Genomic DNA, 23,990 nt, shown 5'->3' on the forward strand with positions numbered 1-23,990 from the left:
ACCACGAATACAACACTCGTCCCTTTTTTAGGGAGGAGTGTTTTTTTATTTCATTTTTGCATCACACTAGGATTGGAAGGAGGATACGCAGCATGCATCATGATGAGAAGAACAAAATTGGTTTAACAGTAGCACTTTCTATCGTAGTAGGAACGATTATTGGATCTGGTGTGTTTATGAAACCAGGGAGCGTATTAGATTACTCGGGGAGTTCTAATATGGCCATTCTTGCTTGGGTAATTGGTGGTCTGTTGACGCTAGCAAGTGGTTTAACAGTTGCTGAAATTGGAGCGCAAATCCCGAAAAATGGTGGGTTGTATACGTATTTAGAGGAGATTTACGGAAGTTTTTTGGGATATTTATCAGGTTGGATGCAAACAATTGTTTATGGACCTGCTATTATCGGAACATTAGGTTTATACTTTAGTTCTTTAATGATTAATTTTTTCTATTTAGATAAAGTGTGGAATTTACCAATCGCAATTGGAACGGTTGTGTTCCTTGGCGTTGTAAATAGTATGGGAACAAAATACGGAGGTATCGTTCAAACAATCACGACAATTGGGAAGATGATTCCGATTGTGTTAATTGTTGTGCTAGGTTTCTGGAAAGGGAATAGCGATATTTTTAACGTAGTTGTGCCGATATCGGAAAATCAAAGTATCGGTATGGCAATTTTAGCAACGTTATTTGCTTATGACGGCTGGATTTTACTTGCTTCGATTGGTGGAGAAATGAAGAATCCAACAAAGTTATTACCGAAAGCAATGACAGTAGGGATTTTAATCGTAACGGCTGCTTACGTATTAATTAACTTGGCATTATTAAATGTATTACCAGCAGCGAAAATTGTAGACCTTGGAGAAAATGCAACAGCGACAGCTGCAGGCATGTTACTTGGAGAATATGGCGGAAAAATTATTAGTATCGGTATTATCGTTTCTATTTTCGGCTGTTTAAATGGAAAGATTTTAACGTTCCCACGTATCCCAATGTCTATGGCAGAGCGTGGACAACTTCCATTTTCTAAGTTTATTGCAAAGGAAAGTCCGAGATTTAAAACACCAGCAAATGCGATTACTGTTGAAATCATTTTAGGAATTATTTTAATGATTATTAGTGATCCAAATAAGCTGTCTGAGATTTCCGTATTCATTATTTATATTTTCTATGTAATGACGTTTATTGGTGTCTTCATTTTAAGAAAACGTAATAAGAATAAAGAGCGTGCATATAGTGTACCGTTATTCCCAATCGTACCAATCGTAGCGATTTTAGGTTCGTTCTTTGTAATTGGTAGTGCGATTATTAACGATCCAGTAAGTTGTTTCTTATCGATTGGAATTGTATTTACGGGACTTCCGGTGTATTGGTGTTTAAATAAGAAGAAAGAAACAGAATGATGAAAAGGTAGGCGTATTATACGCCTACCTTTTTTACTGTAAAAAAATTGTACTTGCGTCTATTTTCTGTTTTGGTTACTATAGTCGTAGTAACCAAAACAGAAAGCGTGGGGAAAGACTTGAATTTTCGTGTTTATATTTTAGCTATCGCGGCTTTTGTAGTCGGAACGGTTGAGCTAATTATAGGAGGAACGCTCGATTTAGTTGCCAATGATTTAGGAGTATCTATTAGTGCAGCTGGTCAGCTTATAACAATATTTTCGGTAGTATTTGCTTTGTCAGGTCCAGTTTTATTAGCTTTGACAGGGAAGTTTGAAAGAAAAACATTGTATGTTGGAGCATTATCGATTTTCTTAATCGGAAATATTATTTCGGCATTTAGTGTGAATTACGGAATGCTGATGTTCTCAAGGGTTATTTGTGCGGCGAGTGGTTCATTAATTATTGCACTATCGGTAACACTTGCTTCTAGTGTAGTAGAACCGCATTTTCGTGCGCGTGCAATTGGAATCATTTTTATGGGAATTAGTGGATCACTTGTGCTTGGAGTACCGCTTGGTCTTGTACTCGGAAATGCATACGGATGGCGTGCACCATTTGTATTAATTTCGGTATTAACAGTTATGGCAATTGCTTGTATTTCATTATTCTTAACGAAAGTACCACCGACATCGGTATTATCAATAAAAGAACAACTTGCTACTTTAAAAGATAAAAAAATTGTAAGTGCACAGTTAACATCATTTTTGTTTTTAACAGGGCATTTAACATTGTATGCATATTTAACACCGTTTTTAAAAGATGTCATGCATGTTGAAGCAAACTGGATTAGTGTGTTTTACTTTATTTTCGGAATCGCAGCAGTAATTGGTGGCGGCTTTGGTGGCTGGCTTGCTGATAAATGGGGATCGAAAAAAAGTATTATTTCCATCATTATCGTATTTGCGTGTGCAATATTCATACTGCCATTAATGACATTCTCATTCCCGCTCTTCATCATTATGATGGGACTTTGGAGTATGCTGAGCTGGGCGATTTCACCAGCGCAACAAAACTATTTAATTGAAATTGCACCAGAATCAGCTGGTATTCAGCAAAGTTTAAATAACTCTGCCCTTCACTTAGGAATTGCACTTGGTTCAACAGTAGGCGGAGTTGTTATCGAAAAATCATCTGTTATATATAATGCTTGGGTAGGCGGTGGCTTTATTGTATTAGCACTGCTTTGCGCGATTTTCTCGATTACGAGAGGACGCTCTACTCAGTTCGTGAAAGAAGAATCTATCGTTTGATAGGTTCTTTTTTTATTTGTAAAAAATTGCAGGTTTTAGTAGAAAGGTGGAGAATTTATATGTAGCGAGGTGATGTATATGTATACGAATTTTTCAATTATTGGTCTTCTAATTTCAATGCTCCCTTTGTTTCTTATTATTCTTGCACTTAGATGGGTTCGTTTCATCTATAAAAATTCAGAGAAACAGGTAGAGCAAAATGAGAAAATCATTGAGCTGTTGATGGAGATAAAGGAACAAAACGAAAAGGAGTCTAAGTGAAAAACTAGACTCCTTTTTATTATTTAATTAGTATCTTAATTTCATTAACAAACTCTTAATTTCCTCATCTTCCATAAAGAGGTCATGGTGTTTCTGGGTAATCTTTGCAAGTGCAACGTCATGATAGAAAAATTCTGTAAAGAACTTTACGAAAGGTTGTGACATTGTTTTCATCGCTTGCCATGACTCTTGTTCTACGCCAGCAAATAAAATTTCACGATCGTCAACGATGAGTAGCAAGTAGCGCTCTAATGCATTAGGTTCTTCAGCTGGGATTAGAAAATGCATGTTTTCTAAGTCTGTTTCTACTTCTCCAACAATAAGGGATTCAATTTGAACACCTTGTTTTGCTTTTTGTTCTAGTAAAGGAAGATATTCTAAAAGAGTATCATTCCAAGCTGAAATACGGATTGATTCTTTTGCACTTTCAATGAGTTCTTTACTTTGAACTCGAATAGAAGATTGCATCTTTAAGCTCCACACACGGTCATCTGTAAATGATTTTTTTGATATATTTGTTTCCAGTTCTTTAATATTTGATTGGAATTCTGTCGTTAATTTTTCAATTGCTAGCTTTAGTGGTAATGCTGTATACAGTTTTTTCTTTTCTGAAACAGAATCCATTACCATTCCTTTATCGATTAGGCGTGCTAGCACTTCATATATTTTTGCTTTTGGAACACCTGAATGCTTCACAATCGTTGTAGCATCTAATGGTTCATTGCTTGATACGACAACTTCGTAAGCTTGGCTTTCATATTGTGAGAAACCGAATTTTTGTAACATAGTTACCTCCGAACGAATGAGATTATATTTTAAGGATAATGAACTATTTGTTTTTGCACAAGTGGTAGTCCGTTTTCTAATTGTATTAAGGTGAGAATTAATTTCAATTTTTTAATTTTATCTATTATACTTAATATAATGATTAATAAGATTTAAATTTAATGCGAAGGGGATGCTTGGGGGAAGATGTTAAGAAGTTTACGATTAAAAATTGCGGTAGTGTTTTCAGTTCTTATTTCTATGATGTTCGTAATATTGGGTACAGCTGTGTATCAATTACAGAAAGAAAAGGAAGTGCGTTCCTTAGACGAGTATTCTCAAAATGCGATGGATCTTGTGACAGAGCAACTTACGACATTTGTTCAAAGAACGGATGAAGATATGGGGTATTACGCGAACAGTGAGATGATTCGTAATATGCTTCAAGGTGGGGTTACTCCAGAAGAGGAAGCGTTTTTAACGAAAGAGTTTGCAGAGTATAAAAAGAATCATCCTGGTATTTTAGATTTATATATTGGTACGAAAGATAAAAAAACATTAAGTGCCAATCTTGCTGAAGGTGGGCAAGTGCCAGAAGGATATGATCCAACGACAAGACCATGGTATAAAGATTCAGAGGCTGATGTAAAAAAGGTCCATTGGGGACAACCTTCTTATGAAATTGCAACAGGAAAGTTAAGTGTAGGTGTTTCTAAAGCAATTACAGCTCAAGATGGGTCTGTATTAGGCGTTGTTGCGATGGATGTATCGCTTGGGACGATTCAGAAGTTGCTTCACAATATTCAATACAATAATGACGGAGAAATGTTTATTATAAATGATAAAAATATGGCTCTTGTTTATCCAGAAAAGATAGGGAAAGATGTTTCTAAAGAGCCACTTATAAAAAGCTTAAATAAAGAGGTAACAAAATATGCGGTCACTACAATAAAAGGTGAAGATGTAGTTGTTTATAGTCAATCATTTGATACGATGAAATGGACGATAGGAATCTTTTATCCGAAAGAAACGATCGATGGGCTATTAAATAGTACAAGAAATACAGTTATTATAATGGCATGTATTAGTTTATTAGTTGGAATCGTAGCTTCCTACTTGTTCTCAAGAAGATTAGCAAGACCACTGCAACTATTAAAGAATCACGTGCAAAAAGTAGCAGAAGGCGATTTAACGCTGCGAATGAAAGTGACAAGTAAAGATGAAGTTGGAGAGTTGACTAAGCACTTTAATGATATGGTTGAACAAATGAATGAAATGGTAAGTAAAATTAAAAACAGCGTATCAACGGTACAACAATCAACGAATAGTTTACATTATTTAACGAACGAAACAGTAGCGGCTAGTAGAGAAGTTTCAGGAGCAATGGATGATGTGAGCGGAGGAGCTTCTACTCTTGCGAATAGTGTGGATGAAGTTTCAGCTCAGCTCGAGAATATGGCGGAGTCAGTGGAACAAATGAATAGCTCCGTTGGTGAAATAAAAGGAGTGGCTGGCAAAGCGGAAGAGGCATCTAAGCAAGGATTAAATACAATGAGGAATTTAATCCGTACGAGGGGACAATCATCTTCGATTGTTGTTCATACAGAAGAAGCATCGGATAAGTTAGAACAAAGAGTTGGATCGATTCAAAATGTTGTTGAACTTATAAAAGGCATTTCGGATCAAACAAATTTACTTGCTTTAAATGCATCGATTGAAGCTGCCCGTGCAGGTGAGCAAGGTAAGGGATTTGCGGTTGTTGCTGAAGAGGTGCGGAAATTAGCAGAACAATCAAAAGAGGCAACCGGAGAAATCACAACGATGATTGGTGATGTACAATTAGAAGTAAAAAGGGTTGTAGAAGTTGTAAGTAAATTGAAAGACATTGCAGATGTGCAAAATAAAGTGACGACAGAGGCGGAAATGGAGTTCCGCACAATTATGTCAGTCGTAAATACGATTAGTACTTCAGTTGAAAAAATTGTAGAAGAGGTACATAACATAGGTTACGAGCAGGGGGAAATTACAGCGGTAATGAATACAATTGCTGGTACGAGTCAAGAAAGTGCAGCTGTTTCTGAAGAGGTACATGCTGCAACGGAATCACAGGTGAATCATTTAGAAAAGGTAGCTCACACGATGGAAAGTTTGACAGAACATATGAGAGATTTAGAAAGATTAGTCGAGCAGTTTAAAGTGGAAGAGTAACATATTAGTAAAATGATGAGGATTTCGGTAAAATAGACAATGGATATATAAGAAACGATTATAGGAGGAAGACTACTATGGCAATTGTTGATGTATCGATTATTCCAGTAGGAACAGGTAATCCAAGTGTTAGTGAATATGTAGCAGAAGTACAAAAGGTGCTAGAGAAAAATGCGGATCGCGTGAAGTATCAATTAACACCGATGAATACAATTATTGAAGGAGATCTTCCTGTCATTCTAGAAGTAATTCAACAAATGCATGAAGTTCCATATACGAAAGGTGCACAGCGTGTTGCAACAACAATTCGTATCGATGATCGTCGTGATAAAGTAAGCACGATGGAAAAGAAATTAAACTCTGTTCGATCAAAATTATAAGGAAAAGCAGCGATTTTCGCTGCTTTTTTCATATAGGAGGTAGATAAGATGAGTGAAAAGTTTAATGAACAATTTGACGGGTTACTAGAAAAATACACGGAACTATTACTTGGAGAGAGCAATGAAGAGAGAAAAGAACAGGTGCAGAAGTGGGCACTGTATTCTTACATAGCGAAGACGATGCCGGCTTTAGTGAAGCATTGGAATGAGACATATCCTGATGCGAAAGAAGAGATGGTACAGTTAATTACAGATATTAAAAGGCTGAATGAAGAGAAGCGAAATGAGCAATAAAAAAACTTGAGGGAAATATAATCGTAAGTTTTCTGTATTAATATCCTTATATAATTTACATGGAGTATAAAGGATTTTATAGGCATGTCGAATATTTTCGACATGCCTATTTTATGCCTATTAAACTCCATTTTTCTAAATGTCGAAAAATATTTCAGGTATATTTATAAGCAGAAATATAGGTTTTTAAATGTTTTTATAGTATTTTATAAATTATCTAAATAATTATTTGTATCCAATAATTTTAAACAATGATATAATTTTGAAGAGGGGTAAAAAACAGATAAATTACAGTCATAGGGGTGAATTACATGGAACAATTAATGCGAAATTCGTTTCTTTTCTTATCTAAAAATAAAGCGCTAACAAAACTGGCTAAAAAGTACGGTTTACGCTTTGGTGCAGGTCGCTTCGTCGCAGGGGAGACGATTGAATTAGCGACAGCTGCCATTCAACAATTAAATAAGCAAGGTCTTTGCGTAACAATCGATTATTTAGGTGAATTCGTTGATAATGAAGCGGAAGCAAATGAAATGGCTAACCAATCGATTGAAGCGATCCGTGCAATTGGAAGAGAAGGTCTTGATTCGCAGCTTTCTTTAAAGATGACTTCTATGGGATTAGATATCTCTGATGAAATCGTAATGAACAATATGCGCCGTATTTTAGAAGCGGCGAAAGAAAATGGTGTGTTCGTTACCATTGATATGGAAGACTATACACGCTGTGGTAAAACAATTGATATCTTTAAACAATTAAAATCTGAATACGATAATATTGGTACTGTTATTCAAGCTTACCTATATCGTACAGAAAAAGATATTGAAGATTTAAATGCTTATAATCCGAATTTACGTCTTGTAAAAGGTGCTTATAAAGAACCTGAAGAAGTGGCGTTCCCAGACAAGAAAGATGTAGATGACAATTATAAAAAAATTATTAAAATGCACTTATTAAATGGAAATTATACTGCAATTGCTTCACATGACGAAGCGATTATTGAATATACAAAAAAACTTGCTGAAGAACACAATATTCCAAGGGATCAATTTGAATTCCAAATGTTATATGGTATTCGTAATGAGCGTCAACTTGAGCTAGTAAAAGAAGGATACAAAATGCGTGTTTACGTACCTTATGGAAACGACTGGTATGGATATTTCATGCGTCGTTTAGCAGAACGTCCAGCAAACGTTGCGTTCGTATTAAAAGGTATGGTTAAAAAATAACCAAGGAGAAAATACTCCTTGGTTATTTTAATTGCTGAAATGCATAATGTGCCATTTTCTTCGTATCAGGATATAGTTGCGCACGAGTAGAAGATAATACGACGTTAATGACGCGTTTACCGTCTTTTTCATCCACTGTTACGACTGTATATTTGCCAAGTGCTGATAGACCGCTTTTACTTCCAATCGCATATGGATCATCATATAGTTCTTCTCGTCCGTAGTTTGCGATGTTTGGAGAGCGTTCTGAAGTATGTAGAGTTGTACGTGTTGAATTCATATATTCTAAAACAACTGGATACTTTAATGCTTCTTTCGTAATAATAGCAATGTCATATGGCGATACTTTATTTCCAAGTGCATCAGCACCACTTGCGTTCTTGAAAGTCGCATGCTTTGTACCGAGTTCCTTCGCTCTAGCATTCATCATTTTCACAAATTCATTTTTTGATCCTGCGATATGTTCTGCAATTGATTCAGCTATTGGATCTGCACTAATGATAAGCATAAGTTTTAATGCCTCATCACGCTTTAATTTTTCTCCAGCACGAAGTTTAATTTTCTTACTTTGACTTTCTGTTTTAATTGCGTTTTCTGTAACTGTAATTTCTTCATCTTCTTTTACATTCTCTAGTAAAAGAAGGGTTGTCATCATTTTGGCTATACTAGCCGGATAAGAGCGTTCGTCTTCACGTTTCCCATACAAAATTTCACCTGTGTCTGCATCGATTGTAACTCCGTATTGCCCAGTAATATTAGGTTGATTAGCTCTTACAGATTGTTGCCTTTGTGCATAAGAGAAGAAAATCATCCCTGTAAATAGTGTGGCAATCATTACAATCATAACTATTGTTCGTTTCATTATAATTCCCTCATTTGTTACAAATAAATTGGGCAGAAAAAGCAGCCATTAATCATTATGCCACGTTCTCTGCCCAAAAATATAGCGTTATTTTTCGCCCATATTATGCTTTTTATATTGTTGGTTATTACCTTGACTTCCTTTTTCCACGCCGTGGTTATGCGGACCTGCGTTTCCAGTTACACTAGCTGCACTAATTCCAGCCTTTGAAGGGTTCTTCTTAAGTTTTGCCATATATATTCCTCCAGTTTCGTCAGATTATAAAAAGGGAAAGTGTATTTTAGTGAAGAAAATACATATATAGCATGGCCAAATGAAAGAAAAATATTTATTTCAGAAAATTTTATCAATAAATATATTGCGAAAATTTAAACAGTATCATATATTTATTAGTAGAGGCTCACTCATTGATTGCGACTTATGTCGAAAAATTGAATGAGCATTCATTCAAGAATAGGGGGAGAATTGGATGTTCCAAATTAAAAAGGCTGCTGTTCTAGGTTCAGGCGTAATGGGTTCGGGAATTGCGGCACACTTAGCTAATATTGGTATTCCGACATTATTGCTTGATATTGTACCACCTGCGCTTACGAAAGAAGAAGAAGCGAAGGGACTTACATTAGAACATAAAAGTGTGAGAAATCGTTTTAGTAATACGGCTGTGCAAAAACTATTAAAGCAAAAACCAGCTCCTCTGACAGTGAAAGGAAATCTAGCACTGATTGAAGCAGGTAACTTAGAAGATGATCTTGAGCGTCTAGCTGATGTAGATTGGATTATTGAAGTAGTAGTTGAAAACTTAGATATTAAAAAGAAATTATTTGAAAAAGTAGACGCTGTTCGTAAACCGGGCTCAATTGTAAGCTCGAATACGTCAGGCATTTCAGTTGAAAAAATGGCAGAAGGTCGTTCAGACGACTTCCAGAAACACTTCTTAGGCACACACTTTTTTAACCCACCACGATATTTAAAACTTCTAGAGGTAATACCGACGAAAGAAACAGATCCACAAGTATTAAGCTTCATGAAACTATTTGGCGAAGACGTTCTTGGAAAAGGCGTTGTTATCGCAAAAGATACACCAAACTTTATTGGAAACCGCATCGGTACGTACGGTTTACTTGTTACTCTTCAAGAGATGGTAAAACGCGGCTATAGCATTGGGGAAGTTGATTCTGTAACAGGCCCACTTATCGGTCGTCCGAAGAGCGCAACGTTCCGCACATTAGATGTTGTCGGTTTAGATACATTCGTACACGTTGCAAATAACGTATATGAAAATGTGCAAGAAGAAGAGCGTGATGTATTTAAAGTACCAGCTTTCATGCATGACATGCTTGATAAAAAATGGCTTGGAAGCAAAACAGGTCAAGGCTTCTTCTTAAAACAAGGAAAAGAAATTTTAGAACTAAATCCTGAAACGATGGAATATGAAGCGCGTAAAAAATTAAAAGCTGCATCCGTAGAGTTAAGTAAACAAGAAAAAGGATTAGCGAATAAATTGAAAGCGCTTGTATACGCAAAAGACCGCGCAGGAGAGTTGTTATGGAACATCATTACACCAACTCTTTTATACTCTGCAAAACTTCATAAAGAAATTGCTGACGATATCGTTGCAATTGACCAAGCGATGAAGTGGGGCTTCGGCTGGGAGCAAGGACCGTTTGAAGTGTGGGATGCAATCGGCGTTGAAAAATCTGTTCAAAAGATGGAAGAAAACGGCGTAGTTGTTCCTACTTGGGTGAAAGAAATGTTAGAGAAAGGTTTCACTACTTTCTATAAACATGATAACGGCGATAGCTACTATTACGATAATGGCGAATATAAGCTAATCGAGCGTAATAAAAAAGCAATTTCTCTTAAGCAATTAAAAGCGAAAAATGGTGTATTAAAGAAAAATAGCGGAGCGAGCTTAATTGATTTAGGCGACGGTATCCTTTGCTTAGAGTTCCATTCGAAGAGCAATGCAATCGGTATGGATATTACGCAAATGATTAACTACGCTGTTGATGAAGTAGAAAAGAATTATAAAGGTCTTGTTATCGGTAACCAATCGAAGAACTTCTGCGTTGGTGCGAACCTAGCAATGATCTTAATGGAAGCACAAGACGACAACTACTTTGAAATTGAGTGGGTTGTGAAAAACTTCCAAGATGCAATGACGAAAATTAAGTACTCTTCTAAGCCAGTTGTAGCAGCACCATATGGTATGACGCTTGGCGGAGGTACAGAAGTTTGCTTACCAGCAGCGAGCATTCAAGCTTCTAGTGAAACGTATATGGGCTTAGTAGAAGTTGGTGTTGGCTTAATCCCTGGCGGAGGCGGTAATAAAGAGCTATACATTAAACACTTAAACAAAATGGCAAACGGTGTAGAGTTTGATCTGCAAAAAGTTGCAAATAAAGTGTTCGAAACAGTCGCAATGGCGAAAGTTTCAACTTCAGGACAAGAAGCAGTTTCTCATAACTTCTTAGGTGATAAAGATGGTATTAGTGTGAATGGTGATCACTTACTATACGATGCGAAACAGAAAGCACTTGCTTTATATGAAGCTGGTTATAAAGCGCCGATCCGTAAAAAGATACCAGTTGTTGGGGAAACAGGATATGCAACTCTTGCACTTGGTGCGGAAGCAATGCATTTATCTGGTTACATTTCAGAGTACGATCTTCACATTGCTAAGAAACTTGCATATGTCATTGCGGGCGGAAAAGTGCCGTACGGAACAGAAGTTGATGAGCAATATTTATTAGATGTAGAACGTGAAGCATTTATTAGCTTAGTAAGTGAGATGAAATCACAAGCAAGAATGCAGCACATGCTTGTAAAAGGAAAGCCATTACGTAACTAATAACGAGGGGAGATATCGTTCATGAGAGAAGCTGTCATTGTTGCGGGAGCAAGAACACCAATTGGAAAAGCAAAGAGGGGTTCGTTAAAAACAGTTCGTCCTGACGATCTAGGGGCGTTAGTAGTAAAGGAAACGTTAAAGCGTGCAAATTATGAAGGACCAATCGATGATTTAATTTTCGGTTGTGCGATGCCAGAAGCAGAGCAAGGTTTAAATATGGCTCGTAATATCGGCGGATTAGCAGGACTTTCTTACGATGTTCCAGCTATTACGATTAACCGTTACTGTTCTTCAGGTTTACAAAGTATCGCTTACGGAGCTGAGCGTATTATGCTTGGTCACTCTGAAGCTGTATTATCAGGCGGAGCAGAATCAATGAGTTTAGTTCCAATGATGGGACACGTTGTTCGTCCGAATAGTCGCCTTGTAGAAGCGGCTCCAGAATATTATATGGGTATGGGACATACAGCAGAGCAAGTTGCTGTGAAATATGGAATTTCTCGTGAAGAGCAAGATGCATTTGCAGTAAGAAGTCATCAACGCGCTGCGAAAGCATTAGCTGCAGGAAACTTTGCTGATGAAACAGTATCTGTAGATGTGACGTTACGCTCGGTTGGATCAAACAATAAACTGCAAGAAGAAACAATCACTTTCGCACAAGACGAAGGTGTAAGAGCAGAGACAACGCTAGACATTTTAGGGAAATTACGTCCAGCATTTAACGTTCGCGGTTCTGTAACAGCTGGTAACTCTTCACAAATGAGTGATGGTGCAGCATCTGTACTATTAATGGATCGCGAAAAAGCAGTGAGCGATGGCATGAAGCCACTCGCGAAATTCCGTTCATTTGCAGTAGCTGGCGTACCACCAGAAGTAATGGGAATCGGTCCAATCGCTGCAATTCCGAAAGCGTTAAAACTAGCTGGTTTAGAGCTATCTGATATCGGCCTATTCGAACTAAATGAAGCATTCGCTTCACAATCAATCCAAGTTATTCGTGAACTTGGTTTAGATGAAGAAAAAGTAAACGTAAACGGCGGTGCAATCGCACTTGGACATCCACTTGGCTGTACAGGAGCAAAACTAACACTATCTCTTATTCACGAAATGAAACGCCGCAACGAACAATTCGGTATCGTAACAATGTGTATCGGCGGCGGAATGGGAGCAGCGGGAGTATTTGAATTACTATAAAAAAAGTGGAATCGGCTTGTTCAGAATGTGAGGGGGATGGAGCTTCAGACGTAGAGGCGCTCTTTGCCTCGTAGGAAGAAGCGAAGCCACCGAACATTCTAGCCGCTGGAACTGGACTATAAAAAAAGTGGAAGTGGCTTGCTCAGAACAGGAGGGCGTTGGAAGCCCTGACGAAGAGGCGCTTTTTGCCTCAAAGGAAGGGGTGAAACGACCGACTGTTCTAGCCACTGAAACTGGATTATAAAAAAAGAATGGAAGCAACAAAGGTTTATAAAAACAAAAGGGAGAGCCAGCTTCTTTCAAAAAGAGAGAAGCGGCTCATGAAAATATGAAGGAGGAAATTTTCATGGAAAAAACAGTAGGAAATGCGGTTAAAGGCGGTAGCTTTTTAGTAGATGAGATTACGATTGATCAAGTGTTTACGCCAGAAGATTTTTCATCTGAGCATAAAATGATTGCTAAAACGACAGAGGACTTTATCGTAAATGAAGTTCTTCCAGAGCTTGAATATTTAGAGCAACATGAGTTTGATCGTTCAGTTCGTCTTTTAAAAGAAGCTGGAGAACTTGGTTTATTAGGCGCTGACGTACCAGAAGAGTACGGCGGAATTGGTCTTGATAAAGTAAGCTCAGCGTTAATCGCAGAGAAATTCTCTCGCGCTGGTGGTTTTGCAATTACTCACGGTGCTCACGTAGGTATCGGATCTTTACCAATCGTATTATTCGGTAACGAAGAGCAAAAGAAAAAGTATTTACCATTACTTGCAACTGGTGAAAAATTAGCTGCATACGCATTAACAGAGCCAGGTTCAGGATCTGACGCATTAGGCGCAAAAACAACTGCACGTTTAAATGCAGAAGGTACACATTACGTATTAAACGGTGAAAAACAATGGATTACAAACTCTGCATTCGCTGACGTATTCGTTGTATATGCAAAAATAGATGGCGAGCACTTCTCAGCATTTATTGTAGAGAAAGACTACGCTGGCGTATCTACAAGCCCAGAAGAAAAGAAAATGGGTATTAAATGTTCTTCAACTCGTACGTTAATTTTAGAAGATGCGTTAGTACCGAAAGAAAACTTACTTGGTGAAATCGGTAAAGGTCATATTATCGCATTCAACATTTTAAATATCGGTCGTTATAAATTAGGTGTTGGTACAGTTGGATCTGCGAAACGTGCAGTAGAAATTTCAGCACAATATGCAAACCAACGTCAACAGTTCAAACAACCAATCGCTCGCTTCCCATTAATTCAAGAGAAACTTGCGAATATGGCAGCAAAAACATATGCAGCTGAAAGCTCTGTATATCGTACAGTAGGTTTATTCGAAAGCCGCATGAGCACATTATCTGAAGAAGAAGTAAAAGACGGTAAAGCAGTAGCAGCTTCTATCGCTGAATATGCAATCGAGTGCTCTTTAAACAAAGTATTCGGTTCTGAAGTATTAGACTATACAGTAGATGAAGGTGTTCAAATTCACGGTGGTTACGGATTTATGGCAGAATACGAGATTGAAAGAATGTACCGTGATTCTCGTATTAACCGTATTTTTGAAGGAACGAACGAAATTAACCGCCTAATCGTACCAGGTACGTTCTTACGTAAAGCGATGAAAGGTGAATTACCACTTCTTCAAAAAGCACAAAAATTACAAGAAGAGTTAATGATGATGATGCCAGAAGAAGTGGGTGATGAGCCATTAGCACTTCAAAAATATTTAGTAAGTAACGCGAAGAAAATCGGCTTAATGGTAGCTGGATTAGCAGCTCAAAAATATGGTAAAGCATTAGATAAAGAGCAAGAAATTCTTGTGAATATCGCTGACATCGTAAGCAACCTATACGCAATGGAATCAGCTGTTCTTCGTACAGAAAAAGCGATCAAAACAACTGGTCTTGAAAAGAATAAACAAAAAGTGTTATACACTGAAGTATTCTGCCAAGAAGCATTCAACGAAATTGAAGCAGATGCGAAAGAAACACTTATCGCAGTTGAAAACGGCGACATGCTGCGCATGATGTTATCATCATTACGTAAATTAACTCGCCACACACCACTTAACGTAATTCCGAAGAAACGTGAAATCGCTGCGAAAATTTTAGAAGATGAGCGTTACACAGTTTAATAGCTGTACAGAAAAGTAGTCGTATAAACGGCTGCTTTTCTTTTTTTTTGGAAAAAATGAAATTTTTAGTGACATAAAACTAATGACATTAGTATAATAAAACTAATAGTATTAGTTTTCGTGAAAAGGGAGATGGAAATATGAGAATGATACATGAACAAACGGTATATCAATTGTCATTTTTGCCAAGAGTGTTTCCTGTGAATTGTTACTTTGTGGAGGAAGAAGATGGTTTAACTTTAATTGATGCGGCTTTGCCATATAGCGCAAAAAGTATTTTACAGGCGGCTGAGAAAATAGGAAAACGAATTACTAAGATTGTATTAACACATGCGCATGATGATCACATAGGTGCATTAGACGCATTAAAGGAAGTACTCCCTCATGTTCCAGTCTATATTTCTAAGCGGGACGCAAAGCTGTTAGAAGGAGATACGACGTTACAAAAGGATGAACCAAATATACCGATAAAAGGCGGTGTACCTAAAAAGGTAAAAACGGTACCTGATGTTTTATTAGAAGATGGCGACCGAGTTGGATCGCTTCTTGCGATTATGACACCGGGACATACGCCAGGATCCATGTCGTTTCTTGATGTACGAAATAAAGCTCTTATTGTTGGGGATGCATTTCAAACAAGAGGAGGTATGGCTGTTTCGGGACAAATGAAATTTTGGTTTCCGTTTCCTGCGATGGCAACGTGGAGTAAAGAAATATCAGTACAAAGTGCAGAGAAGTTAAGCGAATATGAGCCTTCCTTGCTTGCGGCAGGACATGGGAAAATGATAAAGAATCCAGGCACTGCCATAGAGCTTGCTATTAAGGAAGCGAAACGGAATATAGAAAGTAAGAAAGAGGGTTAATTTATGTCACCGAGAATCGGACTTACATTACAGAAAATTGTAGAAACAGCTGCAGAAATTGCAGATGCAAATGGAATACAAGAAGTGACATTAGCTTCATTAGCGCAAAGGTTAGGGATACGTTCGCCCTCACTATATAATCATGTAAAAGGGTTACAAGATGTACGGAAAAATCTTGGTATTTACGGAATCAAACAGCTGCATAACAAACTGGAAGAAGCGGCCGAGGATAAACGTATGGATGAAGCAATTCATGCATTAGGAGAAGCGTATGTAGCATTTGTCCGAAAACATCCTGGACTATATGAAGCAACTTTTTTACGAGATGAAGAAGTAAGAAAAGCAGGTGACGGAATTGTAAAGCTTTGTCTTCAAGTATTACAACAGTATGGCTTCGAAGGAGAGAATGCACTTCATGCGACACGCGGATTCAGAAGTATTTGTCATGGATTTGCTTCGATTGAACAGCAAGGCGGATTTGGTTTGCCGTTAGATCTGGATACAAGTTTACATGTATTATTGGAAACGTTTATTAAAGGGTTACGTGAATAAGAAGCGAGGCAAACAAAAACCTTAGAAGTGATTCTAAGGTTTTTTAGTGCATATGATTCGAAAAGAGCGGTAGGCTTTTTCTCATTACATGATATTATTTAGCAGGTTTGAAAAATGTGTATATAGCTACGGAAAGGCAAACGAAAATAAAAGCAATAGGATCTTGATATGGACTAGGCTCAGAGCCCTTCTGGATTTCTGTAAGGAAGTCATGTGTTTTCATGTTCATTGCTCCTTTAACTAATAAGTTTTATATGATGCGAGGGTTATAGTGGATAGGGAGTATTTTTTGAAATTTCATATAATAATTATTGCATAGCAATTCTATTCCTAAAACTATAAAATATAAAGTTTTCATAATATGTAAAATTGCATATTATTCTTTTTGTAAAATTCGTTATATTATATTATATTTATATTTATATTTATATTTATATTTAAATTAAAGGATTTTAATGAGATAAATGAGAATAACTGGAGGGATACTGTGGGTAAAACAGTGTTAGAAGCGTATAGTGTGGAAAGAAAAATCGAGAATATAACATATAAAAATCTATTTGTAATGATAGCAATGATTATAGGGATTTCACTCCTAGGAGGATTATTTCTTGGTTTAGCCTTTGAGATTTATGGAGAAGAAGCATTAAGTACTAAATTAGAAGGATATTACTTACTCTTATTCGATGCAATTGTTGTTGCTATCGTTTTATTAGCTTATAAACCAGTTCTTCATTTTATTAAATACATTTGGGATGTATCCGTTTTGAAGAATGGGAAGACATATTTATATCTATTAATTGGTTTTATTATCATTGCAGTATCACAATATTTAATGTTACATGTGTTTAGTTTTGAAAGTGCAGCAGAACAAAAGGAACAATTAGGAGGTTTAGGACTTCAAAATAACATACAAAGTATTATATATGTGTTAAGTATTGCTATCATTACGCCGGTTAAAGAAGAAATTCTATTTCGAGGTATTTTATATCGATTTTTAGAAAAGAAATATAATTTTTTAGTTAGTATCATTATTTCTTCCTTCATTTTTGGAATTCTTCATGGAGGTCTTCTAATTACAGCAACGATTATGGGAATGGTATTTGCAATGTTATACAAAAAGACGCAATCTATTATACCTAGTATTATTTTACACATTGTATGGAACTTACTTGTGAGTATAAGTATGATTGTATCTCTATAAAAATAAATACATAACCAGTATAAAAGATGAATGGCTTAGCTATTCATCTTTTATTTTGTATGCACGTGAAAAAGTTAATTCATGTATACAATCAAAAAATAGCTAAATACTAACAGTGAACGAATAAAGAAAGGTAGGAGTATTCCATGCAAAATTTAACAGAGCTTGAAGTAGAAAACTTACGTCATTTAATTGGTGGACACGCAACAATTATTAACAAGTTGGAGCAGTATGCACAAACGTGTACAGATCCACAATTGAAACAAATGTTACAAAAGGATGCGCAAGATGCACGAAATACGAAACAGCAATTAATGACTTTCCTAGGATAGGAGGAAGCGGAAAATGAATGAAAAAGATATGGTAAATGATTATTTAGCAGGATTAAATGCAAGTTTAACAAGCTATGCAAATTATATTGCTCAGTCTGATAATGAGCAGTTACATCAAACGTTAATTCAAATTCGTAATCAAGATGAGATGCGCCAACGTAATATGTATGAGTACGCAAAGCAAAAAAGTTATTACAAACCGGCAGCACCTGCTAATCCAATGATTGTGCAGCAATTAAAAAGTCAATTAAGTGCGGAATAACGGGATGACAAAAAACGGGCGAATGAAGTCGCTCGTTTTTTGTTTTGAGCATGTCAATAAATATAAAATAAATATTTTTCCAGTTGTAACAAATATGACGAAAATGGAATATAACAATTCACAAAAAGGACAAATACTTTGTTCAATATTTCACAAAGTATCCATGGTTTCTATCGTGGGAACCTCTATAATTAGGAGTGTAAAGAGCAAAAGAAATAGATTATATGATCAATTAGGAGAGATTGCTATGAAAAGACATACAAGAAAAATTGCAATTATCGGTACTGGATTAGTTGGATCAAGTTGTGCGTATTCCATTGTAAATCAAGGAATTTGCGAAGAACTATTATTAATTGATATAAATCATGAACGTGCAGTTGGGGAAGCGATGGATTTATCACATTGCATTAACTTTACAAATACAAGAACAAAAGTATATGCAGGAAGCTATGAAGACTGCAAAGATATGGACATTGTTATTATTACAGCAGGGCCAGCACCAAAACCTGGACAAAGTCGCTTAGATACTTTAGGAGCGAGTGCGAAGATTATGGAAAGTGTTGTTGGCGGCGTAATGGAAAGTGGATTTGATGGTATTTTCTTACTTGCATCGAACCCAGTTGATATTATTACATATGAAGTGTGGAAATTATCTGGATTACCTAGAAATCGCGTAATCGGTACTGGTACATCATTAGATTCTTCTCGCTTAAGAACAATTTTATCTGAAATGCTACATGTAGACCCTCGTAGTATCCATGGGTATTCATTAGGAGAACATGGTGATTCTCAAATGGTTGCTTGGTCTCATGTAACTGTTGGTGGAAAGCCAGTTCTGCAAATTTTAGAAGAACAAAAAGAACGATTTGGTGAAATAGATTTAGATGAAATTGTTGAGAAGACTGCAAAAGCTGGCTGGGAAATTTATAAACGAAAAGGTACTACTTATTACGGAATTGGAAATTCTCTAGCATATATTGCGAGTTCAATCTTTAATGATGATCACCGTGTTATTGCTGTATCAGCCATTTTAGATGGTGAGTACGGTGAATATGATATTTGTACAGGAGTACCTGCTATTATTACTAGAGACGGTATAAGAGAAGTTGTAGAACTCAATTTAACAGAGGATGAAGAATCTCGATTCGCAAAATCAAACGATATTTTACGTGATTATATGAAAACAATTGGTTACTAACTTATAGAAGAAGGTGAAACGAATGAAGGAATATATAATGTCTCGTGTATTTAAAGCATCTGCTGGAATCGCACAAGGTATTTTCGTATCCCTCGGAATTGGTTTACTGATCGAAAATATAGGAAGAATTGTTGATATACCATTACTTATTACAATCGGAGTTGTTGCAAAATCCCTTATGGCACCGGCGATTGGTGCCGGCATTGCTTTTATGCTCGGTGCAAACGGTCTTGTAATCTTCTCGGCGATGGTAGCCGGAGCAATTGGTGCCGGATCCATTTCAATTACTGAAGCTGGTCTAATTATTAAAACAGGTGAGCCAATCGGTGCATTATTAACAGCAACTTTAGCTGTATATATTGGTAAACGTTTAAGCGGAAAAACTGCGTTAGATATGATGCTCGTTCCATTTGCAGCAATATTAGGTTCTGGTTTAGTTGGTATTTGGTTATCTCATAATATTACTCCTGTTTTAAATGCAGTTGGAGCGTTTATTAAAGATAGCTCAGCTGGTAGTCCGTTTATTGCTTCTATCGTCATTGCAGTAGTTTGGGGACTATTACTTATCTCTCCAGCTTCATCAGCTGCGTTAGCAATTGCACTTAGCTTAGACGGTGTTGCAGGTGGTGCTGCTCTTGCCGGATGCGTCGCTCAGTTTATCGGATTCTCTGTCATCTCAGCGAAAGAAAACAATTTAGGTGGCATATTAGCTCAAGCACTTTGTACTCCGAAAGTACAGTTGCCAAATATCACTAAAAACCCAATGATTCTCGTTCCAACTGTCGTCGCCAGTGCTATAGTCGGTCCAGTATCAGCATTAATTTTCCAACTGGAAGCAGGAAAGGAAATTGCAGGTCTTGGATTAAGTTCTCTTATCGCACCAATTAATTTAATTTCCAGCCAAGGGTGGGAAGTTCTCCCGGCGATGGTAATTACTTATATCGTCATTCCAGTAGCTGTTTCTTATATACTTTACATTGCTCTTAAAAAAGCAGGTCGTATTCACTCTGGTGATATGACTGTACCGCAATCTTAAGTTGAAAATCTCCTTACTAATAGATAAAAGCAGACTGAGAAGCCACAGTCTGCTTTTTTGTCATGCTACATTCTATGATTTTGTTTTACTGGAACTCTTATCGGTTCTTTGGCCAATAAGAGCTGAACGCCGAAGTAAAGTATACTTGCAAGCGTCATTCCAGAAACGGCATCTACAAAGGCATGCTGCTTCGTAAATAGCGTTGATAAAATAATAAGTGTACCGAAGAAAGTAAGGATGTAATATTCACAAGCATGCTGTTCTCTACGCTTAAAGGCAGCTAACATAATTACAAATGTAGTAAGAACGTGAATGCTAGGGAAACAGTTTACAGGTTGATCGATACTATAAATATAGCGAACTAGTTCAGAAAATACATCTGTCCCAACGACAGTCGGACGCGGTACAGTTGTTTGCCAAAAATAATAAATAGAAAAACAAGCAAGCTTTCCAAAAATAATACTACTTAAAGTGACATAATATTGCTTTCGGTCTGCAAAGCAGTAATAAATAAGTGCGCCGTATAAGTATGGAAACCAAAGTAAATAAGGAATAATAAATGCTTTTACAAATGGAATCCAATCATCTACTACAGTTGTAACGTCTACTGCGTGAACAGTCGATTTATTTAATACGTCGTAAAGGGGACTTACGAGTACGAGTAGAAGTATATAACTTAACGGAAGAAAAGATGAAAGTTTAAATTTCTTCATGTTGATCTCCTATGTTTAGTAATGTAAGTAAATTCAATTGATTATAATATAGAAACGTGAATTGGGCTATCGATTTTACTTACATTTTCTTGAATTAACCTTACGTTTTTGTCACTTGACTAAAAAGAAGGGAAGGGTGCTAAATGAAGCGTTTATCGTATTTCTTATTTTTTATATTGATATGCCTAGTCGGTGCTGGGTGTGCAAAGGATAAAGAAGGAGAGAAATTAGAATATAACGGAAGAGCACTCGTAATTGGAGTTGTTGGAGAAAAGCCGAAAGATACGTTTAGGAATGTAAAGTTTGAGGAAATGAAGTTAGAGGCACTGGAAAAGAAATCTAAGGAAGTGGATGGTTTTCTAATAATGAAAGATCACTTTCAAGAAGCCTCAACAGAGCAGTATAAAAATGTATTTTCATCGCTAAAGAAACCAGTGTTTTTTATCGGTTTACAAGATAAATCATATTCAATTTTTATTACAAAAGGGATAGAGTATAACAGTGCACGAAAAGATGTAAATGCGATGTATACGCAAGGTTTTGCGAATATCGGAAGTGGTGAAGGGCAACAATGGGCAATTGGTTTATCAAATGGTGGAAACACAGAAGAAAGTATTCATAATATGTATATCGTAGTATTTCAAACAATTGCAGATTATTTGAATAGATGATGAAGGAGCCTGTAAAAGAGGCTTCTTATTTTTTAAAATAAACGTTTGTTTAAGCTGTATGTTCGGTAGGAAGAAACCGATGTAACTCAAGGGTTAACAAAGAGAAATGGAGAATTAATCAAACGTTTGTTTAAGCTGTATGTTCGGTAGGAAGAAACTCCTGTAGTTCAAAGGTTAAGAAAGAAAAATGGAGAATTAATCAAACGCTTGTTTAAGATATATGTTTGGTGCAGAATCTAAAAAATTTATATATTTATTTTTTTCTTAACAAATGGCGGAAAAATAAGAAAAATTCGCAGGATTATTAAAAATTATCACGAAATAAGTAAAAGTTTAGCGAATAATGGTTTGAAATAATAAAACGTTTTCTATATGATAAAGGTAAAGGTTAGTAAAAAAGTAGGTGAATTTATGACAGTAACATTTTATTCATATCCAAAGTGTGGCACATGTCAAAAGGCAAAGAAATGGTTTGAGGCAAACGATGTAGCATATGAGATGATTCATATTGTTGAAAATCCACCATCAAAAGAAGATTTACGTAATTTACATGAAAAAAGTGAATTACCATTAAAAAAATTCTTTAATACAAGTGGAATGCGTTACCGTGAACTTGGTCTAAAAGATAAGTTGAAAGATGCAAGCGAAGACGAAATGTATGAGCTTTTAGCATCGGATGGCATGTTGATTAAACGTCCAATTGTAACAGATGGAACGAATGTAACACTTGGTTTTAACGAAGAGCAGTTTGAAAGTGTGTGGAAAAAGTACCAATAAGGTATTTTTACATAATTAATACATTCACTGGAGGTACAGTCATGAGCATTCCAAATAATTTACGTTACTCTGAAGAACACGAATGGGTAAAAACTGAAGGTAATGAAGTTGTTATCGGTATCACTCACTTTGCACAAGGTGAGCTAGGCGATATCGTATTCGTTGAACTTCCTGAAGTAGGTGCAACAATCGAAGCTGACGAGCCATTCGGAAGCGTAGAATCTGTTAAAACAGTTTCTGAGTTATACGCACCTGTAAGCGGTAAAGTTGTAGCAGTAAACGAAGAATTAAGTGACCAACCAGAACTTGTTAACGAATCTCCATACGAGGGTGCATGGATGGTTAAAGTTGAACTTTCTGATGCAAGCCAAGTTGAGAAGTTATTAACTGCAGAAAAATATGCAGAAATGACAAACCAAGACTAATTATAGTCGACTAAAGGACAGCCTTTGTGCTGTCCTTTTTTATTTTGTGTGAAATAATGAAATTCAAGTTATATGTAAATAAATAAGCTATTATGAGAAAAACTGTTTTGTGGTAAGGTTTCATAAGTCTTCACAATCTAAACGAGCCGCTTGCGCTTTTCATTGTCCAGCTCCAGCGGCTAGAACAGTCGGTCATTTCACTCCTTCACTTGAGGCAAAAGGCGCCTCAAGTGAAGGAGTTCGGGTGCCCTCCTGTTCTGAAAGAGCCGCTTGTGCTTTTCATTGTCCAGCTCCACCTCCTAGCCCTTCATGTCTAAGAACCTTCCGTACGAAGAAGACAAAAAGCGTCTTCTGTACGAAAGAACCTTAGCCAACAGGGCTAAACAGTCGGTTCTGCTTTTCTTTATGATCCAGCTCTAGCGGCTAGATTGTTCGGTGGCTTCGCTTCTTCCTGCAAGGCCAAAAGCGCCTTTACGTCAGAAGCTCCATCCCCCTCACAATCTGAATGAGCCGCTTCCGCTTTTCTTTGTGATCCAGCTCCAGCGGCTAGAACAGTCGGTCATTTCACTCCTTCACTTGAGGCAAAAAGCGCCTCTAGTTCAGGAGTTCCAATGTCCTCTTGTTCTGAGCAAGCCGCTTCCGCTTTTCTTTTGCAAAAATAAACAGGAAACAACATGAAAATAACGAATATACTATATACTAAGTTCAATGTTATATAGTATATGGTGATCGGGTGATGACATATGATTTATGTAGAAAAAGTCATTATTGTAGAAGGTACATCAGATAGAAGAAAGATTGAATCTATTATTCGTGAACCGGTGGAAATTGTTTGTACAAATGGTACAATTGGTTTGTCGAAAATGGATGAGCTCGTTGATCAGTTTTTTGATAAGGAAGTGTATGTGCTAGTGGATGCTGATGCTGCTGGAGAAAAGTTAAGGAAACAATTTCGAAAAGAATTTCCGCAAGCCGAGCATATCTATATTGATCGCTCGTACCGAGAAGTGGCAACTGCGCCATCTACACACTTAGCAAATGTATTATGGGGAGCCGACATTGACGTTTATACAGAATATTTACGGTAAGG

At 36.8% G+C, this 23,990-nt stretch carries 25 protein-coding genes, 1 pseudogene and 1 other annotated feature (1 of these 27 cut by a window edge); of the genes and pseudogenes, 22 read left to right on the top strand and 4 right to left on the bottom strand.

Translation table 11 applies throughout. The features are described 5' to 3' along the window. Window positions 1-27: a binding site (T-box leader), on the top strand; it begins 210 nt to the left of the window's first position. Between the two features lie 65 nt (window positions 28-92). From EBQ15_RS13970 to EBQ15_RS13980, 3 genes are all read left to right on the top strand, one after another. Then, a complete protein-coding gene (locus EBQ15_RS13970; protein ID WP_000546303.1) occupies window positions 93-1,403 on the top strand; it encodes an APC family permease in 1,311 nt (436 codons plus the stop codon). A gap of 107 nt (window positions 1,404-1,510) precedes the next feature. Next, window positions 1,511-2,695: an MFS transporter gene (locus EBQ15_RS13975; RefSeq protein ID WP_002001400.1), complete on the top strand. Its 1,185-nt coding sequence runs from the start codon at window positions 1,511-1,513 to the stop codon at window positions 2,693-2,695. A 78-nt stretch (window positions 2,696-2,773) separates the two neighbouring features. Next, window positions 2,774-2,956, top strand: a complete 183-nt coding sequence (locus tag EBQ15_RS13980) for a hypothetical protein (RefSeq protein WP_000288473.1) — start codon at window positions 2,774-2,776, stop codon at window positions 2,954-2,956. 27 nt (window positions 2,957-2,983) lie between these two features. Here the strand turns inward: EBQ15_RS13980 and EBQ15_RS13985 are convergent, their stop codons facing one another. Continuing rightward, complete coding sequence (locus EBQ15_RS13985; RefSeq protein ID WP_000939479.1) at window positions 2,984-3,742, bottom strand: TrmB family transcriptional regulator; 759 nt, start codon at window positions 3,740-3,742, stop codon at window positions 2,984-2,986. Window positions 3,743-3,985: 243 nt separating this feature from the next. On the opposite strand from EBQ15_RS13985, the pseudogene EBQ15_RS32040 reads away from it, so the two are divergent. The 5 genes and pseudogenes from EBQ15_RS32040 to EBQ15_RS14005 all read left to right on the top strand — a co-directional run. Continuing rightward, window positions 3,986-4,981, top strand: a pseudogene (locus EBQ15_RS32040) (cache domain-containing protein); the annotation flags it as partial. A 123-nt stretch (window positions 4,982-5,104) separates the two neighbouring features. Then, window positions 5,105-5,929: a methyl-accepting chemotaxis protein gene (locus tag EBQ15_RS32045; RefSeq protein WP_419762012.1), complete on the top strand. Its 825-nt coding sequence runs from the start codon at window positions 5,105-5,107 to the stop codon at window positions 5,927-5,929. Window positions 5,930-6,006: 77 nt separating this feature from the next. Further along, window positions 6,007-6,309: an MTH1187 family thiamine-binding protein gene (locus EBQ15_RS13995; protein WP_001018860.1), complete on the top strand. Its 303-nt coding sequence runs from the start codon at window positions 6,007-6,009 to the stop codon at window positions 6,307-6,309. A gap of 48 nt (window positions 6,310-6,357) precedes the next feature. Further along, window positions 6,358-6,603: a YusU family protein gene (locus EBQ15_RS14000; protein ID WP_001290594.1), complete on the top strand. Its 246-nt coding sequence runs from the start codon at window positions 6,358-6,360 to the stop codon at window positions 6,601-6,603. Between the two features lie 311 nt (window positions 6,604-6,914). Next, entirely contained in the window at window positions 6,915-7,832 is a 918-nt protein-coding gene (locus EBQ15_RS14005; protein WP_000436785.1) for a proline dehydrogenase family protein, read from the top strand. Between the two features lie 22 nt (window positions 7,833-7,854). Here EBQ15_RS14005 and EBQ15_RS14010 read toward each other — a convergent pair whose 3' ends face one another. Both EBQ15_RS14010 and EBQ15_RS14015 read right to left on the bottom strand, forming a co-directional pair. Further along, on the bottom strand, window positions 7,855-8,694 hold the full coding sequence (locus EBQ15_RS14010) for a D-alanyl-D-alanine carboxypeptidase family protein (RefSeq protein ID WP_000831485.1): 840 nt from the start codon (window positions 8,692-8,694) through the stop codon (window positions 7,855-7,857). Window positions 8,695-8,781: 87 nt separating this feature from the next. Continuing rightward, window positions 8,782-8,928 (bottom strand): YuzL family protein, encoded by a 147-nt coding sequence (locus tag EBQ15_RS14015; protein ID WP_001096345.1) that lies wholly within the window; start codon window positions 8,926-8,928, stop codon window positions 8,782-8,784. A 235-nt stretch (window positions 8,929-9,163) separates the two neighbouring features. Here EBQ15_RS14015 and EBQ15_RS14020 point away from each other — a divergent pair, with 235 nt between their 5' ends. The 10 genes from EBQ15_RS14020 to EBQ15_RS14065 all read left to right on the top strand — a co-directional run bounded on the left by EBQ15_RS14020 (window position 9,164) and on the right by EBQ15_RS14065 (window position 20,314). Then, window positions 9,164-11,545 (top strand): 3-hydroxyacyl-CoA dehydrogenase/enoyl-CoA hydratase family protein, encoded by a 2,382-nt coding sequence (locus EBQ15_RS14020; RefSeq protein ID WP_000486375.1) that lies wholly within the window; start codon window positions 9,164-9,166, stop codon window positions 11,543-11,545. A gap of 21 nt (window positions 11,546-11,566) precedes the next feature. Next, entirely contained in the window at window positions 11,567-12,739 is a 1,173-nt protein-coding gene (locus EBQ15_RS14025) for an acetyl-CoA C-acetyltransferase (protein WP_001206333.1), read from the top strand. Window positions 12,740-13,085: 346 nt separating this feature from the next. Continuing rightward, window positions 13,086-14,870, top strand: a complete 1,785-nt coding sequence (locus EBQ15_RS14030; RefSeq protein ID WP_000416290.1) for an acyl-CoA dehydrogenase family protein — start codon at window positions 13,086-13,088, stop codon at window positions 14,868-14,870. A 140-nt stretch (window positions 14,871-15,010) separates the two neighbouring features. Beyond that, window positions 15,011-15,733, top strand: coding sequence for an MBL fold metallo-hydrolase (locus EBQ15_RS14035; protein ID WP_001242350.1), 723 nt, complete (start codon window positions 15,011-15,013; stop codon window positions 15,731-15,733). A gap of 3 nt (window positions 15,734-15,736) precedes the next feature. Beyond that, entirely contained in the window at window positions 15,737-16,285 is a 549-nt protein-coding gene (locus EBQ15_RS14040; RefSeq protein ID WP_000074922.1) for a TetR/AcrR family transcriptional regulator, read from the top strand. Between the two features lie 487 nt (window positions 16,286-16,772). Continuing rightward, window positions 16,773-17,486: a CPBP family intramembrane glutamic endopeptidase gene (locus EBQ15_RS14045; RefSeq protein ID WP_000520912.1), complete on the top strand. Its 714-nt coding sequence runs from the start codon at window positions 16,773-16,775 to the stop codon at window positions 17,484-17,486. A gap of 146 nt (window positions 17,487-17,632) precedes the next feature. Further along, window positions 17,633-17,818 (top strand): hypothetical protein, encoded by a 186-nt coding sequence (locus EBQ15_RS14050; protein ID WP_001180555.1) that lies wholly within the window; start codon window positions 17,633-17,635, stop codon window positions 17,816-17,818. Window positions 17,819-17,831: 13 nt separating this feature from the next. Continuing rightward, a complete protein-coding gene (locus EBQ15_RS14055) occupies window positions 17,832-18,080 on the top strand; it encodes a spore coat protein (protein WP_001002987.1) in 249 nt (82 codons plus the stop codon). A 247-nt stretch (window positions 18,081-18,327) separates the two neighbouring features. Then, window positions 18,328-19,278 (top strand): L-lactate dehydrogenase, encoded by a 951-nt coding sequence (locus tag EBQ15_RS14060; protein ID WP_000820652.1) that lies wholly within the window; start codon window positions 18,328-18,330, stop codon window positions 19,276-19,278. A gap of 22 nt (window positions 19,279-19,300) precedes the next feature. Continuing rightward, window positions 19,301-20,314, top strand: a complete 1,014-nt coding sequence (locus tag EBQ15_RS14065; protein WP_000666172.1) for a PTS sugar transporter subunit IIC — start codon at window positions 19,301-19,303, stop codon at window positions 20,312-20,314. Between the two features lie 65 nt (window positions 20,315-20,379). On the opposite strand, the gene EBQ15_RS14070 is transcribed toward EBQ15_RS14065, so the two are convergent. Next, a complete protein-coding gene (locus EBQ15_RS14070; RefSeq protein ID WP_000713761.1) occupies window positions 20,380-21,027 on the bottom strand; it encodes a phosphatase PAP2 family protein in 648 nt (215 codons plus the stop codon). Window positions 21,028-21,170: 143 nt separating this feature from the next. On the opposite strand from EBQ15_RS14070, the gene EBQ15_RS14075 reads away from it, so the two are divergent. The 4 genes from EBQ15_RS14075 (at window position 21,171) to EBQ15_RS14090 (ending at window position 23,988) form a co-directional block, all read left to right on the top strand. Then, the gene (locus EBQ15_RS14075; RefSeq protein ID WP_000826876.1) at window positions 21,171-21,698 is read left to right on the top strand and encodes a hypothetical protein; all 528 of its coding nucleotides are present in this window, start codon (window positions 21,171-21,173) and stop codon (window positions 21,696-21,698) included. Between the two features lie 411 nt (window positions 21,699-22,109). Beyond that, window positions 22,110-22,475, top strand: a complete 366-nt coding sequence (locus EBQ15_RS14080) for an arsenate reductase family protein (protein ID WP_000218968.1) — start codon at window positions 22,110-22,112, stop codon at window positions 22,473-22,475. A 41-nt stretch (window positions 22,476-22,516) separates the two neighbouring features. Then, entirely contained in the window at window positions 22,517-22,900 is a 384-nt protein-coding gene (gene gcvH / locus EBQ15_RS14085; protein WP_000026896.1) for a glycine cleavage system protein GcvH, read from the top strand. A 743-nt stretch (window positions 22,901-23,643) separates the two neighbouring features. Beyond that, window positions 23,644-23,988, top strand: a complete 345-nt coding sequence (locus EBQ15_RS14090) for a toprim domain-containing protein (protein WP_000640867.1) — start codon at window positions 23,644-23,646, stop codon at window positions 23,986-23,988. The last annotated feature ends 2 nt before the right edge of the window (window positions 23,989-23,990 follow it).

The sequence above is a fragment of the Bacillus sp. 2D03 genome, from assembly GCF_003946765.1.
GTDB classification, from domain to species: Bacteria; Bacillota; Bacilli; order Bacillales; family Bacillaceae_G; genus Bacillus_A; species Bacillus_A cereus.

What these genes read in the sequence shown, in the direction of transcription:
- EBQ15_RS14000 (WP_001290594.1), top strand. Translation starts at nt 6,358, where the DNA reads ATGAGTGAAAAGTTTAATGAACAATTTGACGGGTTACTAGAAAAATAC.
- EBQ15_RS14075 (WP_000826876.1), top strand. Translation starts at nt 21,171, where the DNA reads ATGAAGCGTTTATCGTATTTCTTATTTTTTATATTGATATGCCTAGTC.
- EBQ15_RS14055 (WP_001002987.1), top strand. Translation starts at nt 17,832, where the DNA reads ATGAATGAAAAAGATATGGTAAATGATTATTTAGCAGGATTAAATGCA.
- EBQ15_RS14020 (WP_000486375.1), top strand. Translation starts at nt 9,164, where the DNA reads ATGTTCCAAATTAAAAAGGCTGCTGTTCTAGGTTCAGGCGTAATGGGT.
- EBQ15_RS14025 (WP_001206333.1), top strand. Translation starts at nt 11,567, where the DNA reads ATGAGAGAAGCTGTCATTGTTGCGGGAGCAAGAACACCAATTGGAAAA.
- EBQ15_RS14060 (WP_000820652.1), top strand. Translation starts at nt 18,328, where the DNA reads ATGAAAAGACATACAAGAAAAATTGCAATTATCGGTACTGGATTAGTT.
- EBQ15_RS32045 (WP_419762012.1), top strand. Translation starts at nt 5,105, where the DNA reads ATGGATGATGTGAGCGGAGGAGCTTCTACTCTTGCGAATAGTGTGGAT.
- EBQ15_RS13985 (WP_000939479.1), bottom strand. Translation starts at nt 3,742, where the DNA reads ATGTTACAAAAATTCGGTTTCTCACAATATGAAAGCCAAGCTTACGAA.
- EBQ15_RS13995 (WP_001018860.1), top strand. Translation starts at nt 6,007, where the DNA reads ATGGCAATTGTTGATGTATCGATTATTCCAGTAGGAACAGGTAATCCA.
- EBQ15_RS14070 (WP_000713761.1), bottom strand. Translation starts at nt 21,027, where the DNA reads ATGAAGAAATTTAAACTTTCATCTTTTCTTCCGTTAAGTTATATACTT.
- EBQ15_RS13980 (WP_000288473.1), top strand. Translation starts at nt 2,774, where the DNA reads ATGTATACGAATTTTTCAATTATTGGTCTTCTAATTTCAATGCTCCCT.
- EBQ15_RS14015 (WP_001096345.1), bottom strand. Translation starts at nt 8,928, where the DNA reads ATGGCAAAACTTAAGAAGAACCCTTCAAAGGCTGGAATTAGTGCAGCT.
- EBQ15_RS14040 (WP_000074922.1), top strand. Translation starts at nt 15,737, where the DNA reads ATGTCACCGAGAATCGGACTTACATTACAGAAAATTGTAGAAACAGCT.
- EBQ15_RS14005 (WP_000436785.1), top strand. Translation starts at nt 6,915, where the DNA reads ATGGAACAATTAATGCGAAATTCGTTTCTTTTCTTATCTAAAAATAAA.
- EBQ15_RS14035 (WP_001242350.1), top strand. Translation starts at nt 15,011, where the DNA reads ATGAGAATGATACATGAACAAACGGTATATCAATTGTCATTTTTGCCA.
- EBQ15_RS14030 (WP_000416290.1), top strand. Translation starts at nt 13,086, where the DNA reads ATGGAAAAAACAGTAGGAAATGCGGTTAAAGGCGGTAGCTTTTTAGTA.
- EBQ15_RS14065 (WP_000666172.1), top strand. Translation starts at nt 19,301, where the DNA reads ATGAAGGAATATATAATGTCTCGTGTATTTAAAGCATCTGCTGGAATC.
- EBQ15_RS14090 (WP_000640867.1), top strand. Translation starts at nt 23,644, where the DNA reads ATGATTTATGTAGAAAAAGTCATTATTGTAGAAGGTACATCAGATAGA.
- EBQ15_RS14010 (WP_000831485.1), bottom strand. Translation starts at nt 8,694, where the DNA reads ATGAAACGAACAATAGTTATGATTGTAATGATTGCCACACTATTTACA.
- gcvH (WP_000026896.1), top strand. Translation starts at nt 22,517, where the DNA reads ATGAGCATTCCAAATAATTTACGTTACTCTGAAGAACACGAATGGGTA.
- EBQ15_RS14080 (WP_000218968.1), top strand. Translation starts at nt 22,110, where the DNA reads ATGACAGTAACATTTTATTCATATCCAAAGTGTGGCACATGTCAAAAG.
- EBQ15_RS13970 (WP_000546303.1), top strand. Translation starts at nt 93, where the DNA reads ATGCATCATGATGAGAAGAACAAAATTGGTTTAACAGTAGCACTTTCT.
- EBQ15_RS14050 (WP_001180555.1), top strand. Translation starts at nt 17,633, where the DNA reads ATGCAAAATTTAACAGAGCTTGAAGTAGAAAACTTACGTCATTTAATT.